The sequence below is a fragment of the Sorangium sp. So ce327 genome (genome assembly GCF_051530205.1).
GTDB lineage: Bacteria > Myxococcota_A > Polyangia > Polyangiales > Polyangiaceae > Sorangium > Sorangium cellulosum_B.
Window position 1 is genome coordinate 9,908,615 of record NZ_CP150330.1, and the last position, 13,477, is coordinate 9,922,091.

9 protein-coding genes are annotated in these 13,477 nt (G+C 71.9%); 3 read left to right on the forward strand and 6 right to left on the reverse strand.

Annotated features, from left to right (window positions below; translation table 11 throughout):
* Window positions 1-37: 37 nt before the first annotated feature.
* Complete coding sequence (locus tag WME95_RS37090; RefSeq protein WP_437904043.1) at window positions 38-520, forward strand: hypothetical protein; 483 nt, start codon at window positions 38-40, stop codon at window positions 518-520.
* 152 nt (window positions 521-672) lie between these two features.
* Here the strand turns inward: WME95_RS37090 and WME95_RS37095 are convergent, their stop codons facing one another.
* Window positions 673-4,548 carry a protein kinase domain-containing protein gene (locus tag WME95_RS37095; RefSeq protein WP_437904044.1) on the reverse strand — a complete coding sequence of 1,292 codons (3,876 nt, stop codon included), beginning with the start codon at window positions 4,546-4,548 and terminating at the stop codon, window positions 673-675.
* Between the two features lie 300 nt (window positions 4,549-4,848).
* Window positions 4,849-5,178: a DUF2934 domain-containing protein gene (locus WME95_RS37100; protein WP_437904045.1), complete on the reverse strand. Its 330-nt coding sequence runs from the start codon at window positions 5,176-5,178 to the stop codon at window positions 4,849-4,851.
* Window positions 5,179-5,558: 380 nt separating this feature from the next.
* Between WME95_RS37100 and WME95_RS37105 the strand changes: the two genes are divergently transcribed.
* Window positions 5,559-6,653, forward strand: a complete 1,095-nt coding sequence (locus WME95_RS37105; protein ID WP_437904046.1) for a sigma 54-interacting transcriptional regulator — start codon at window positions 5,559-5,561, stop codon at window positions 6,651-6,653.
* A 209-nt stretch (window positions 6,654-6,862) separates the two neighbouring features.
* On the opposite strand, the gene WME95_RS37110 is transcribed toward WME95_RS37105, so the two are convergent.
* The 4 genes from WME95_RS37110 to WME95_RS37125 are packed head-to-tail and all read right to left on the reverse strand — an operon-like array spanning window position 6,863 to window position 12,619.
* Complete coding sequence (locus WME95_RS37110) at window positions 6,863-7,924, reverse strand: hypothetical protein (RefSeq protein ID WP_437904047.1); 1,062 nt, start codon at window positions 7,922-7,924, stop codon at window positions 6,863-6,865.
* A gap of 29 nt (window positions 7,925-7,953) precedes the next feature.
* Complete coding sequence (locus tag WME95_RS37115) at window positions 7,954-9,006, reverse strand: hypothetical protein (protein WP_437904048.1); 1,053 nt, start codon at window positions 9,004-9,006, stop codon at window positions 7,954-7,956.
* Window positions 9,003-11,213 (reverse strand): hypothetical protein, encoded by a 2,211-nt coding sequence (locus tag WME95_RS37120; protein WP_437904049.1) that lies wholly within the window; start codon window positions 11,211-11,213, stop codon window positions 9,003-9,005. Before WME95_RS37120 ends, WME95_RS37115 begins: the two co-directional genes overlap by 4 nt.
* Window positions 11,210-12,619, reverse strand: coding sequence for a hypothetical protein (locus WME95_RS37125; RefSeq protein ID WP_437904050.1), 1,410 nt, complete (start codon window positions 12,617-12,619; stop codon window positions 11,210-11,212). Before WME95_RS37125 ends, WME95_RS37120 begins: the two co-directional genes overlap by 4 nt.
* 364 nt (window positions 12,620-12,983) lie before the next feature.
* On the opposite strand from WME95_RS37125, the gene WME95_RS37130 reads away from it, so the two are divergent.
* The gene (locus tag WME95_RS37130; protein WP_437904051.1) at window positions 12,984-13,457 is read left to right on the forward strand and encodes a hypothetical protein; all 474 of its coding nucleotides are present in this window, start codon (window positions 12,984-12,986) and stop codon (window positions 13,455-13,457) included.
* Window positions 13,458-13,477: the final 20 nt, after the last annotated feature.

A 13,477-nucleotide genomic window follows, 5' to 3' on the forward strand; every position in this document is an offset into this window, starting at 1 on the left:
AAAAAAGAAAAAAACAACTCACATCTGCGGAGCATCGATGAAGTCGGCGACCTGTTTGAACCTGGCGTTCGTCATTGGCCTCACGCTCGCGTCGCGTTCTGCGTCCGCCGCTGGCATCGCCGCGGATGCGCCGGTTGGCGTCGTCGCCGTGCAAATGCGGACAGGCGGCGACGACAAGCGGGACGACAGCCGGGTCTGGATTCGCGTCAAGCTCAAGAACGGCAACTCTTCGACCGAGGAGGCCTCCGGAGATCCCACCTGGAAAGACTGGTCTTGGGGAGCGTTTACGTACATTCAGCTTCCAGGAAGCACGAAGAGCAATGACATCGCGAGCGTCACCGTATTCTGGAGACACGGCGGGAACGGCTTCAACGGCGACAACTGGAATTTGCAGCAGTTGAACGTCTGGGCATTCGACAATGCCAACAACGAGTGGGTCGTCATGGGGAAACCGTCCGGGAACCCGCTCCAGCGATTCACCGGCAACGACGAGGAGTACACATGGGAATGGCATCCCTGACGCACGAGCCGAGCGAACCGGAGCACCGCAGCTGAGGCACCGCACGAGGAGGCCGATTGGTATCGCGGCGCGCACGCACGCCTTGCGATCTCGCTCGTAGGCGACCCAATGGGACGCCTACCGTCACCGCTCCGCCGCGCCCCCGCCTTCCCTCACCGGTCCACGCGGTCGAGCCAGGCGCGCGCGTCCTTCTCCAGCAGCGGATCCCCGAGCCGCACCGACAGCTCCAAGAGATCCTCGAACTCCCGCCGCGCCAGCGCGTCATTGCGCGCGTTCTTCAGCAGCATCGCCGCCGCCCAGCGGCCCTGCAGCACGTCGTGCCAGTAGCCCTGCTCCTCCGCCCGCGCGATGAGCGCCTGCAGCCGCTCCCGCGCGTCCCCCGCCCCGGCCACCCCGTCCAGGTACGCGAGGTACATCCGGTTCGAGGCGGCCACCCGGTCGTACCCCGCCTCGTCCGCCCGCTCCAGCGACTCCGCAAAGAGCGACCGCGCCCGCTCGTGCTCGCCCAGCCGCACGCACGCGTAGCCCAGGTTGTGAAGGTTCACAATCCCGTCGAACCGCAGCCCGTGCGCCCGGTCCAGCGCGATCGCGCGCTCGCACGCCCCCGCCGCGGCCCGGAAATCCCCCGTGTAGAGCTCGATCGCCACGAGCAGCTTCGCCCGCACCGCCTCCGCGACCCGATCGCCCGGGGCGGCCGCCTCCCAGCGCGACAGCGCCTCCAGCGCCCCGGCCCTGTCGCCCGAGGTAGCCCGCGCCAGCGCGATCGACTGGAGCGCCCGCGGATCGTCCGTCGGCCCGAGCGCGGCGAGGTCGAGCGCGGCCCGCCGCGCGCGCGCGAGCTGCCCCTGAAGGCACGAGACCTCCACGTCGACCGTCAGCGCCTCCTGCAGGAGCTCGCGGCGCCCTACCGCCATCTCGACAACGTCGTCGAGCAGGTCGTGCGACAGCCGGAACAGGTTGGTCGCCCCGAGCGCGCGCGCGAGCTCGATGCGCAGCTTCACCCGGAGCTCCAGCGAGCCGACCGCATCGACGCGCCCAAGGATGCGGTCCGACGCCGCCGGCAGCGACGGCGCGCGGCGCGCGTGGCCGACCGCCTTCGAGAGGATCGCCACCCACCGGGCGAGCTCGTCGGGATCGCGCCGCGCGACGTCCGAGAGCTCGAACGCCCGCGTCATCGCCGCGATCGCCGCGTCGAACTCGCCGCGGCGCACGCGGACCCCCGCCGCGCGCGCCAGGTGCCCCGCCGCGCCGTCCGCGTTCCCGAGCGAGAGCGCCCCGTCCACGGCGCGGCCGAGGTGGCAGTCGACGAGCGCGAGCACCGCCGGATCGTCCCCGCCCACGCGCTCCAGCCACTCGGCCGCGAGCCAGTGGCCGAGCGCCCGGTCCGCGTCCGTCAGCATCTCGTAGGCCGCGTCCCGCACGAGCGCGTGACGAAACGCGAACTCCGGCTCCCCGCGGAACATCGACTCCGGCCGCGGCTCGAGGAACTCGCGCTTCTCGAGCGTCAAGAGCCACGACTCGAGCTGCGGCACCTGCCCGCCCCCGCCGAGCATCGCCTCCAGACCGCCCCGCCAGAACACCTCGCCCATCACCGCCCCGGCCCGGAGCACCCGGCGCGCCTCGGGCTCGAGCGCCGCGATCCGCGACTGCATCATCGCGAGCACCGTCTCCGGCACCTCCCCCGCCCGCCTGTCCGCCGTCGCGCGCACGAGCTCCTCGAGGAAGAACGCGTTCCCCGCCGACCGGTCGACGAGCGCCGCGAGCTCGGCCTCCGGCGGCGCGTCGCCGAGGACCTCCCGCACGATCCGCTCGCACGCGCGGCGCGACAGCTCCCCGAGCCGCATCTCCGTCGCCTCGCGATCCTCCCACAGGCCCGGGAACGCCTCGCGCACCCCGGGGCGCGCCAGCGCCAGCACCATGAGCGGCTGGTGCCGCAGGAACCGGAGCGCCGCGTCGAGCGTCTCCACCGTCGCGCGATCGCAGAAGTGCAGGTCGTCCAGCACGATCAGCACGGGCCGCGCGTCGCACTCGGCCCGCAGGAAATCGAGCCACGCGCGCCGCGCCTGCTCCTCCATCACCGCGCGGTCCTGCCGCGCCGCGCGCAGCGCCGGGCTCTCCGGGAAGGGCGTCCCGACCAGCTCGCCGAGCAGCTCCGTCACCCGCTCCCGCGAGGCCTCGCCGACGTGCCGCGCGACCCGCGCCGCGAGCTTCTCCCGCCGCGCCTCCGCGGGCTCGTCGTCGACCAGGCCCGCCGCGCGCCGCACCGTCTGCGCGAGCAGCCCGAGCGGCGCCGCGCCGCACATCGGATCGCCGTGCGCGCGCCACACCGTGACCGGCTCGCTGCGCGCCTCGACCCGCCGGAGCAGCTCGTGCGCGAGGCGCGACTTGCCGACGCCCGCCCCCGCCGTGACCAGCACCACGCGCGCCACCCCCTCGGTCGCGCACTCGTCGAGCACGTCCTCCAGCGCCCGGAGCTCCCGCTCGCGCCCCACGCACGTCGTGAGCTTGCCGAGCACCTTGCGCCCGCCGTCCTGCGGCTCGCGCGCGCCGAGCAGCGTGGGGCCCTGGCTGCCCGCCGCGATCTCGAAGCGATCGCCGAGCAGCGCGGCCGTCATCTGATCGATGAGCACCGGCCGGCCCGAGGACGGATCCTCCGCGGCGTGGCGGACCCGCGCGTCGAGCAGCGCGCCCGCGCGGTCGATGACCTGCCCCACCGCCTGCGTCCCGGCGATGACGTCCCAGCCCGTCGCCAGCGCCACCCACGCCCCGGGCAGGAGCGCGTGGATCGAGAGCGCGCAGCGGGCCGCCTTGCCGGCGAGATCGGTGGGCGAGCCCGCGCCGGCGACGACCGCGGCGACCGAGCCGTCGGCGAGCACCTCCAGGACCGCGCCGTGCGCCTGCGCGGCCTGCCGGACCTCGTGAAACGGCGTGGTCGGCGGCGGGGCGGGCCGGGGCCTCGCCGGCGGCGCCGGCGCGAGCAGGCCCTCGGGCAGCGCGTCCTTGCTGCCGGAGACGACGGTCGCGTGGTGCCCCGACAGCATCGTGTCGCTCGCCCGCTCGGGGCCCGCGATCGCCTGCGGGCGGGCCGACGGCGGGCCGCGCCTGCCGGCGCTCATCTCGGCGGCGAGCACGACGCTGACGAGCCGGCGCTCGCTCTTCGTCAGCGCGGGCGTCGGCAGGCCGTTGCCCGTGGACATGTTGCCCTCGACGACGCTCAGCATCCGGAGCTCGGCGGCGACCTCGCCCGCGTCCGCGGGGCGCTCCGCGGGGTTCTTGGCGAGCAGCCGGGCCACGAGCAGATCGAGCGACGGCGGGATGTTCGGGCAGAAGGTGCTCGGGCGCGGCGCGGCCTCGAAGAGCACCTTGGCGAGGACGGACAGCGGGTGCTGGGCGACGAACGGCGACCGTCCGGTGAGGCACTCGAACAGGAGGCATCCGATCGAGTAGAGGTCGGCGCGCGCGTCGACGTCGACGTCGCCGCGGACGCGCTCCGGCGCCATGTAGGCCGGCGTGCCGATCGCCGATCCGGTGAGGGTGAGCTCGTACGTCGCGTCGGCCTGGCGCGCGATGCCGAAGTCGATGAGCTTCGCGCTCCCGATGTCGCCGCCGGGCAGGAACACGTTGGTCGGCTTGAGGTCGCGGTGCACGATGCCGCGCGCGTGGACGGCGGCGAGCGCCTCGGCGACGCGGCCGACGAGCAGCAGGCTGTGCTCGATCCCGAGCGGCCCGCGCGACAGCCGCGCGCCGAGGTCCTCGCCCTCGAGCCACTCCATCGCGAGGTAGTAGAGGCCGTCCGCCGTGACGCCGTGGTCGATGTAGCGGGCGACGACGGGGTGCTCGAGCTCGGCGAGCAGGCGCGCCTCGCGCTGGAAGCGCACGACGTGCTCCCTGCCCTGGTTGAAGATCACCTTGAGCGCGACCGCCTGGCCGCTCTGCCGGTCGAGCGCCCGCCACACCGCGCCCATCCCGCCGGAGCCCGCGAGGCGTTCCAGCTGGAAGCGGTTGGCGAGGACGTGACCTGAATGCATGGCGCAAGTATCGGTGTGCAGACCTCCGCGGTCCAGGCGGCCGGGGCGCGCGTGGATCGCGAACCGTGGGCCCACCGCCCACGCGGAGCGCGAGGATACTCATCTCGCGGCGCGGCTACGAGCCTCGAAGGCCGCGGGCGCAGCCGCCGGGCCGGCGGGAGCGGCGGGAGCGCGGCCGCGGCCCGCCCTCGCCGGCCGACGGGGCCGCTCACGCCCGCGCGAGCGCGCCTGTCGGGCTCGCAGGGGCGCGCTCGCAGGGGCACGCGGCCTCGCGCCGCCCGCGCCGCCGCGGCGGAGACCTCAGCTGGCGAGGCGCTCGAGCCGCGCGTCGACCTCGCGCTCGGCGTTCAGCCAGTCTTCAACGGGGTTGTTCCGGAAGCCGGCCCTCTCGGCATATCCATAGGCCAGCTTGGCGATCAGACCGTGGCGCTCCTCGCGCGACAGCCGCGGGCGCGGAGGCGCGGCCTTCGGGGCGCCGGCGCTCGCGCGCTCGGCGGCGCGCTGCACGGCCGCAGAGGGCGTCTCGACGGCGGCGGGGGCAGAGACCGCGCTCTCGGGCTGCGCCGAGGCGACCGGGCTCGTGGCCCGGGTGGTCTTCGTGCGGGCCGGGGTCTTGCGCTTCGAGCTCATCTCGTCGTCTCTCCTTTCGGGTACACGGGTCGACTAACCCAGGTCCGCGCGTACGCACAAATTTTGAGCACGTAGTTTCTCGGCGCCCCCCCCCGCCGCCGGTCGGGATCTCCCTTCCAAGAGACCGTGATTCGCGGTAGAGTCGATGTCGCTGACCGGGTGAGATCACCCGGCATGTGTCAGCCATCATCCCTCGTTGTTCGTCGCCGCCTCGCGGCCGACGTTCATCCGCCATCGTCCATCTGTCGTTCCCACCGTCGTTCCCGTTTTCGCTCACGGCGGCCCATCCCTGGTCGCCGCCTGCGCCGAGGACAGCTCGGTAATCCAGAAAACGGCAGGCGCGCCGCTCGCCGTCTGCCCACGAATCGAGGAGATGCGATGTGGAAGAAAGCGCGGCCCCTTCCCGGCGCACGGAACACCTCTGCTCGTCCGGCCGCGGGATGACGCGCGTCGTCTGGGTCGAGGACGACAGCGAGGTGCGGCTCATCGGCGCCTCGGAGCGCTGGGCGCGCGCGATGGAGCAGCTGCGCCGGCTGGCGGAGCACGAGCGCGCGCCGCTGCTCATCACGGGCGAGCCTGGCACGGGCAAGGAGCTCTGCGCGCGGCGCCTTCACGCGGCGAGCCCGCGCGCGGGCGGCCCCTTCGTCGCGGTGAGCGCGGCGCGGCTGCCGGCCGAGCGCCTCCGGGAGGAGCTCTTCGGCGTGGCGGCCGGGGCGGACGGGCGGCCCGCGGCGCGCCCCGGGCTGCTCGAGCTGGCGCGGGGGGGCACGCTGTTCCTCGCCGAGATCGGCGCGCTCCCGCTCGAGCTCCAGCCGCGGCTCCTGGCCGTGCTCGACGGGGAGCCGCTCTGCCGCATCGGCGGCGGGGAGGCGCTGGTCGCGGACGTGCGGGTCATCGCCGCGACGAGCCAGGATCTCGCGGCGCGCGTCCTCGGGCGCTCGTTCCACGAGGCGCTCCACCGGCGCGTCGGTGGGCTCGCGCTCTCGCTCCCCCCGCTGCGCGAGCGCGACGGCGACGTGCGCAGGCTGGTCGAGCACTTCCTCCAGCGCCAGAGCGGCGCGACGGGGCTCGCGAGCGCCGGGGTCACCCCGCGCGCGCTCGCGCAGCTCGAGGCGTACCCCTGGCCGGGGAACGTCCGCGAGCTCCGGGGCGTCGTCGAGCGCGCGTTCCTCCGGGCCCACGGCGCGCCGCTCGATCTGGAGCACCTGCCGCCGGAGATCGGCGCGGCTGCGCGTCCGCCGGCGCCGCCGCGCTCGGGCCCGCCGGGCGCGCCGCGGTCGTCGCCGCCCGCCCGCGGCAGCGCGTCGCTCGGGGAGGCCGTGCGCCGCCACATCCTCGCGGTCTACGCGGCCCAGAACGGCAACGTGACCCGCACGGCGAGCGCGCTCGGGATCACGCGGGTCTCCCTCCGCCGGCACCTGCGCCAGTACCTCGCCGCGGACGCGCGCGACAAGGAGCCGCTGAGCGATCGCTAGGGCCGCGCGCCAGGAATCCCGCCAGGATTTCTGAGACGACGCGGCGGAGGCGGAAGAAATATCAATGATTTCAATCGGTTCTGTCTGATTCGCGGCCGGGCAGCTCGCCGGCGTGGCCCAACGCGGGCCCAATGAATAGGCGTTTGCGGGACTGCGCCTGAGCAGCAGCGGCGGCGAGGTCCCGGCGCAGTCCTGCAAACGCCTATTCATTAGGGCATCAGGCCGAGCGCGAAGAGGGCATCCGACCAGAGCGGCCAGAGCGTGCGGTAGGGGTGGGTCGCCAGCAAGATGCCACCGTTCGGGAGGCGCCGGACGTGGAACCGGGCGTGATCCACGAGGAAGTAGACGTGCTCGCCCGTCAATTCCACCCAGGTGAGGGACCCGCCGCCGCGGGTGAACCCCTCACCGCGCGCCCTGGCCTGCAGCGTCAGGTTGTGGATCTCCTCGGCGCGCGGCTCCGCGGCGCGCCACGCCTCGTCGGGCACGTCCGCCGCGGCGATGAGCGCCTCGATCAGGGCGGAGCCCGGCATGGCCAGCGCCTTGAGGACGGTCTCGCGGGAGAGCGGGATCGAGCGCCCGCTCTTGTCCGTCGGAACCACGCGCGCCCCGGCCGGCGCGGCGTCGATACGCGCGTGCAGCGCCTCCAGCGACATGCCCGCGATCAACGAGACCTTTTCTTTGTCGTGGAGGCTGACCCACGACAGGGCCAGATCGCGCGCGATGTCGCGGGCGTCCGCGTTGTACGTCGCGCACATCGAGACCGGCGCGAGCCAGGTCCACGCGCTCGTGCAGCCGCCGGTCGAGACGCGCCTGCTCGCGTCGGGCGCGCAGAGGCGGAGCAGCAGGTTCTCGAGGTCGTCCAGAACGATGTGCCACGTGAGCTCGGCTTCCGCATCCACGGAGCGCGGTCCGCTGCCCAGGGCTAGGTACAAATCCAGCGGGAGAATGTTCGCCACTGCTGCAGGGACCATGTGGATGGGGCCCATCGGCTTGAGACGTTCGCTCTTGCCGGTGAAGCAGCGATAGTGGCCATAGAATGAGCGCTGGTCGTCGAGCTCCATGGCGAAGTAGGTTTCGGCATCGGTGCGTCCGAAGTGGGCGCGGATCATCGCGACCGCCTCGTCCACGAAGTTCACGGTGCGATCCACGTCGGAGCCCATCGTCACGCTGATATACATCCCTGGGATGACGAGCGCCGGCAGCGCCGCCGCGAACGCGTCGACCCGCTCTGCCTCGTCACACCAGGCGAAGAAGTACGGCCCTGGTTTCATCCTTGGTTCACCCACATGAGGTTGCTGGGTCAGGGCATCAGGCCGAGCGAGAAGAGCGCGTCGACCCAGAGTGGCCAGAGCGAGCGGAACGGGTGGGTCGCCAGGACCACGCCGCCGCCCGCGAGGCGGCGCACGTGAAAAGGCGCGTGCTTTCGAAGGAAGCGGACGTGGGCGCGCGTGTCCGTGTGCACCTGCCACGTGGGCGGGCCTTCGCCCGTCTCCGCGATCTGGCTCGTCAGCGCCAGGATCTCTCTCGCGCGCGGCTCGGCGGCGCGCCACGCCTCGTCGGGCGCCGCCGCGGCCTCGAGCGCCTCCAGCAGGGCGGAGGGCGGCGTTGCCAGCGCCTTGAGGACGGTCTCGCGGGAGAGCGCGTGCGCGCGCTCGCTTCCGCCCTTGAGCGGGACGCGCGCCCCGGCCGGCGCGGCTTCGACCCGCGCGCGGAGCGCTTCCAGCGACAGGCCCGCGTTGCGCGATACCATCTCCTTGTCGTGGCGCTGTAGCCACGAGAGGGCGAGATCGCGCGCGATGTCTCGGGCGTCCGCGTTGTACGTCGCGCACATGCGCACCGGTGCGATCCAGTCTCCTGCGTTCGCGCATGCGCCGGTCCGGATGCGACCGCTCGCGTCCGGCGCGCAGAGGCGGAGCAGGAGGTCCACGAGATCGTCCCGGAGCAGGTGCCATGCGACCGCGGCCTCGGCCTCGATCGAGCGCGGGCCCCTGCCCCAGGCGAGCTCGAGATACGAGCAGAGGAAGCCTTCCTGGTCGCACGTGGTCATGTGGATGGGGCCGGCCGAAATGTCACGGCCGGCCTCTTCGGTGTAGCAGTCACCGCTGCAACCGAAGAGGCGTTTGGTGGCGCTCAGCATGACGTCGACGCTTGCTCCAGCCGAAGGACCTGCGGCAAACTGGGTGCGGATCATCGCAACCGCCTCGTCCATGGAGGACGTGTAGAATAGGCCATCGTCTGTCAACATGCTAATACGAGTCCCTGGATACATGAGCGCCGGCAGCGCCGCCAGGAACGCGTCGAGCGTCTCTGCCGCGTCACACCAGGCGAAGAACGACGGTCCTGATTCGCTCATAGCTGGGTCACCTTGATGGGGTGATTGAATCCTTTCAGGGTCACCTTCTTGCGCGTCGTCGTGTTGAAGAGGTACCCGTCCTTGACACTATACGTTTTTTCCGGCTTGAATTTCGCACCGCGCGTCACGATGAGCTCGACCTGCTCGACATCCCCCGCGACCCCCTTGTTCCGTAGCCCCTCCATCCCGTTCGACAACTGCTTGAACACATCGTCTAGCTCAACCGGGTTGCCCCCTTTCACTTCGCTCACGATCAGCTTCTGCCCGCGGGACACTGTCACGAAGTCAGGAGCCTTCCCACCGGACATGCCGGGGAGCGACTCGTCTGGAAGGTCGAGCATCTTACGCACGCCGCCGTCGCCGACGCCGAGGAGCGCCCGCTCGTCGCGGGTCATGAAGCTGATCGCCGTTTTCTCGAAGGTGTTGAACCCGGCTTCCGTGACGTGCCCTTTCAGCGTCTTGAACCCGCGGAGCCTCCATACCTCGAACCCCTTGACAACGACCTTATCGACCTTTGCGATCTCCCCAGCGATCCGGATCCCACGCGGCGGTAGCGCGCCGGCGGCAGCAACGCCGTGCCAGATGTGCCCGACCGCCCCGAGCCCGAAGCCCAGCCCCGAGAAGATCCGCTCCTCATCGCTCAACTCTCGCCCGGCCGGCAGGCACCACTCCTTGCCCGTCACGGCCTCGCACAGGTCGAGCGTCGGCCCGACCACCGGCACGAACCCCACCCCGATGCGCGTCGTCGCGTGCACCAGCGTTTGCATCACCTCCGCGTACGCCTCGAACCCCTCGCTGACCGTCGACATCGCCCCCGCGAACGCGCTGATCGTCTGGTAGAGCTGCGTCTGCTCCAGGTCGAGCCCGTCCCCCGTCCACTGGTTCAGGCTGTCCTTCATCTGGTCCGCGAGCGCATCGAACCTCGGCTTGAGCACCGTGTCCACCTGCGCCCGCAGGTCGGCAGGCACGGGCGAGTCCTCGAACCAGTCCGACGCATCCATGAACTGCCGCACGAACCCCGTGATCCGGTTCTGCGCCTTCAGGAACGCGTTGGTCTCCGCCAGCGACACCCCCATCCGGTCGCGCAGCGCGATCTCCAGCGCCGCGCTGTTGGCCCGCCACGCCCGCACGTTCGCCACGAAGTCCGCCCGGAAGACCACCACCCGGCCGCTCACGTCCGCCTCCAGCGCCGCGAGCACCGCATCCGCATACGCTGCGTAGGGATCCCTCCCTTCGTCGAACGCCCCGTCGACCCCCGCGATGTCCGGCACCTCGACCCACGGCACCTCGCTCTCCCCGAGGGCGTACGCTTGCGGGTCGTCCGGGTCCCACCCCTCGGCGCGCGCGTCTTTCGTCGCCAGGTCCGCCACCTCGTCGGCCTGCGCGCCGAACTCGTCCATCAGCCGCGCGAGCTCGTCCTCGAGATCGCTGACGCTCTGCTTCAGGTCGTCGACGAGCTGCTCCATTGCCGCGCGCGTCTCCGGCGCGACCGCGTCCTTGTACCGGTCCAGGATCGCCTCGAGGTCGGTCCGCGAGATCTCGTCCAGCGGCCGGCTGACCAGGTCCTTAAGCTCGGTGTCGAGCTGCTGGAGCAGGTCCAGCTTCTCCGCCAGCAGGCCCACCGCCCGTGCGTTCGCCACGAGCGCCGCGCGCTCCTTGGCGATCTCGGCCAGCAGGATCTCGATGTCGCGCGCCAGCGCCGGGTTGACCTCCGCGAGGCTCAGGTCGAGGGTCGTGGCGCCGGAGAACGCCGTCCCGCTGCGCCGCACATGGAAGAGCGGCTTGTTCAGGCCGAGCGGCTCCGAGACGAGGCTCACAAGCTCGTGCGCGTCGGTGCACCAGTCGTCACCGCCAGCGTTCCGCACACCGAAGTGGAAGTCGTTCGCTCCGAACCGGAGCAGCACCGAGTCGAACTCCGCCTCCGCCTGGTGGCTTTGCGAGCCGTCATCGTGGGTCACCAGCGTGTCCGGAACCTCGTAGGTGGGGAGCGGCGTGTCGTTCACATGGAAGTACGTCCCTCCGTTGTGAGCGAGGAAAGGGGCCTCGCACGACGCGCTGGATTCCGTGCTAACCCAGTCCAGCCTGTACGGCGTGCCGGCCCACGCGAACGAGGGCGCCACCACCGCCAGCACCGCGACCAGCGCGACGAGCCTCTGGAACACTGCGGCGCTCCGGCCGCGCAGCGCAACGTCCTTGCAGCCTCTCATGTCCCCTCCGCGCCGCGCACGGCGGCGTCATACGCGATCGCGGCGCCCTTCACGTCCCCCGCGTCGAGCCTCGCCTGAGCCGCGTCGAGCTCCGCCGCGGCCATGCCCTTCTCCCGCAGCGCCGCGAGACCCGCCGCGATCTTCTGCGGCACCCCCGTCCTGAGCTCGGCCTCCGCGGCGTCGAACCTTCCTCGAAGCTCTGCGCACCCAGCCTCGCGCCAGGACGACCCCGCCGCCTCGCAGAGCGGTCGCAGCTGCGCCAGCGCCAGGAGCTCGCCGCACCGCTCGGCCAAGAGCGGCAGCCCGAGCTTCTCGCTCACCGGCGGCGCCGCCGACAGCGCCGCGACCTGCGCGCGCGCACGCTGCTCGAAGGCGTCCGACGCCTTGCGCGTCCGCTCCCCTGCGATCGCCTCGCGCGCCCCCTCGTCCATCTGCAGCACGCGGAGCGCCTGCCGGCGCAGCGCGATGCCGCCGAGCAGCGCCGCCGCGGTCGCGTCGCTCCGGGCGACGCGACCCTTCACGTAACCCAGCATCGCGTTCAGCGAGCGCAGCGCGCCCGACGTCATGTCCGGCAGCACCGCGCCGTGCGTCGCGAGCAGCTCCCTGTGCGGCGCCATCGCCTCATCGAAGGAGGCCGCGAAGACCTGGAGCGTCGCCGACGACCTCAGGATCTCCGCGGTGAGCTCGCCGGGCGAGCGGCTCGCGTCGCGCGCCGTCGCGAGCACCGCCTGCTCCACGCCGTCGAGGCCGTCGATGTCCGACCGCGAGGCCTGCGCCGAGAGCGCCGCGTACGCCGCCGTCTCCGCCGCCTCGGTCGCGCGGTACGCGGCGAAGCGCGCCGCGACGCCCGCGTATTTCGATCGCAGCGGCGCGACGTCGCTCCGGGCCTGGTCGAAGACCGCCTGCACGGCCGCCATGGCCTGCCTGTCGGCCGCGAGCGCGGCGGCGAGCGGCTCCCGCTCGGCGCTGGCCTTGTCGATCATTGCTTTCTTGAAGTTGCCCGGGGCGTCGACCGGCGCCTCCGCGAGCAGCACCCTCTGGCGGTCCCTCGCCTCGTCGAGCAGCCAGGCGAGCTTGCCCGCGAGCGTCGCCCGCAGGGACTCGGCGTTCCTCGCGTCGTCGCGCACGTACGCGATAGCCTCGTCGATGTGGCCGAACCAGACGCCGAGCGAGTACTCGCTCGCGACGATCTCCTCCGGCGTCTTGTTGTTCGGCCATGTGGCCCACACCTCGATGGGCAGAGCGCCGTCGTTCTCGGCCTGGGCCCACGCGGCGCCTGGCCCCTGATTCTCGCCCACGCAGTGCTCCTCGCCGCCCACCGCCGCCGCACAGAAGCTCCCGAACGTGTCGTCCCCGAACTTCCACAAGCACCCGGCCCCTGCCGCGCCGAGCGCCAGGGCGGCCACAGCGACCGCAAGGATCGTCCTCCGTCGCCTCGGTCTGGATCTTTCGCCCATGCTCATTGCCTCCACCCCGCGATTTTTCTCGCTCGCGCACGCTCGCCCGCACGTTTTCCAGAAGCAAGCGTCCCCGCCAAAGCGCTAGGACATTGCTCGGCCGTGGATCGACCCCCCCGGCGACAGTGGCGGCAGAGCACGCGTCCCCACCGTATAGGCCGTCGGGGCCAGTCGCTGCTCGGTTCGGGTACTCCCACGCTTCCCCATCGCTGCCCCGCCACCCAAGGGAAGCGCGAAGCTCGCTCCGGACGAACTCCACTGCCGCGCCTGACCGAACGAGCACCCCGACATGGGTTCCGCTGAGGAGGGTCATGTGGTCGATCGTCGAGACTCCATCCGCGGTCCCGGTGTCGCCCGCGCCCGCTGGCTCGACGATCATCACGATGCGCCTGCCGTCGCGGGGAACGATCTTGGTCGTGTCGTCCGGCCGGCGTGCCCATCCGAGGACTTGGAAGCCTCCATAGATATCCACGCCGGAGGGCAGCGTGACGGACTCGTCAAAGCCGTCGTTGGTTACGAACACGCGACCGCGCCCGGTGCGTGCGAGCTCGATCCCGCGCTGCACCGAACGAACTGGCCTGTCCTTCGTGCCGGGGTTCGCGTCGTCACCGCCGAAAAACGGGCCATTGACGAACACACCGCAGCCATCGATCACCTGACCCCCGGCAAGCTGCTCGATGCATACCGGCTCTGGGACCGGCTCGCTGGGCGTGTTCACCGCTGGCGCGGTGCCGCAACCGGCAGCGACGAGCGGGAGAACAAGGAGCTGGAAGATCGTGGAACTTGACATCATCGGCACTCCTCGAC

Bases quoted from the DNA above. Each gene is read 5' to 3' on its own strand.
- WME95_RS37090 (WP_437904043.1), top strand. From the start codon at position 38: ATGAAGTCGGCGACCTGTTTGAACCTGGCGTTCGTCATTGGCCTCACG.
- WME95_RS37095 (WP_437904044.1), bottom strand. From the start codon at position 4,548: ATGCATTCAGGTCACGTCCTCGCCAACCGCTTCCAGCTGGAACGCCTC.
- WME95_RS37100 (WP_437904045.1), bottom strand. From the start codon at position 5,178: ATGAGCTCGAAGCGCAAGACCCCGGCCCGCACGAAGACCACCCGGGCC.
- WME95_RS37110 (WP_437904047.1), bottom strand. From the start codon at position 7,924: ATGAAACCAGGGCCGTACTTCTTCGCCTGGTGTGACGAGGCAGAGCGG.
- WME95_RS37115 (WP_437904048.1), bottom strand. From the start codon at position 9,006: ATGAGCGAATCAGGACCGTCGTTCTTCGCCTGGTGTGACGCGGCAGAG.
- WME95_RS37120 (WP_437904049.1), bottom strand. From the start codon at position 11,213: ATGAGAGGCTGCAAGGACGTTGCGCTGCGCGGCCGGAGCGCCGCAGTG.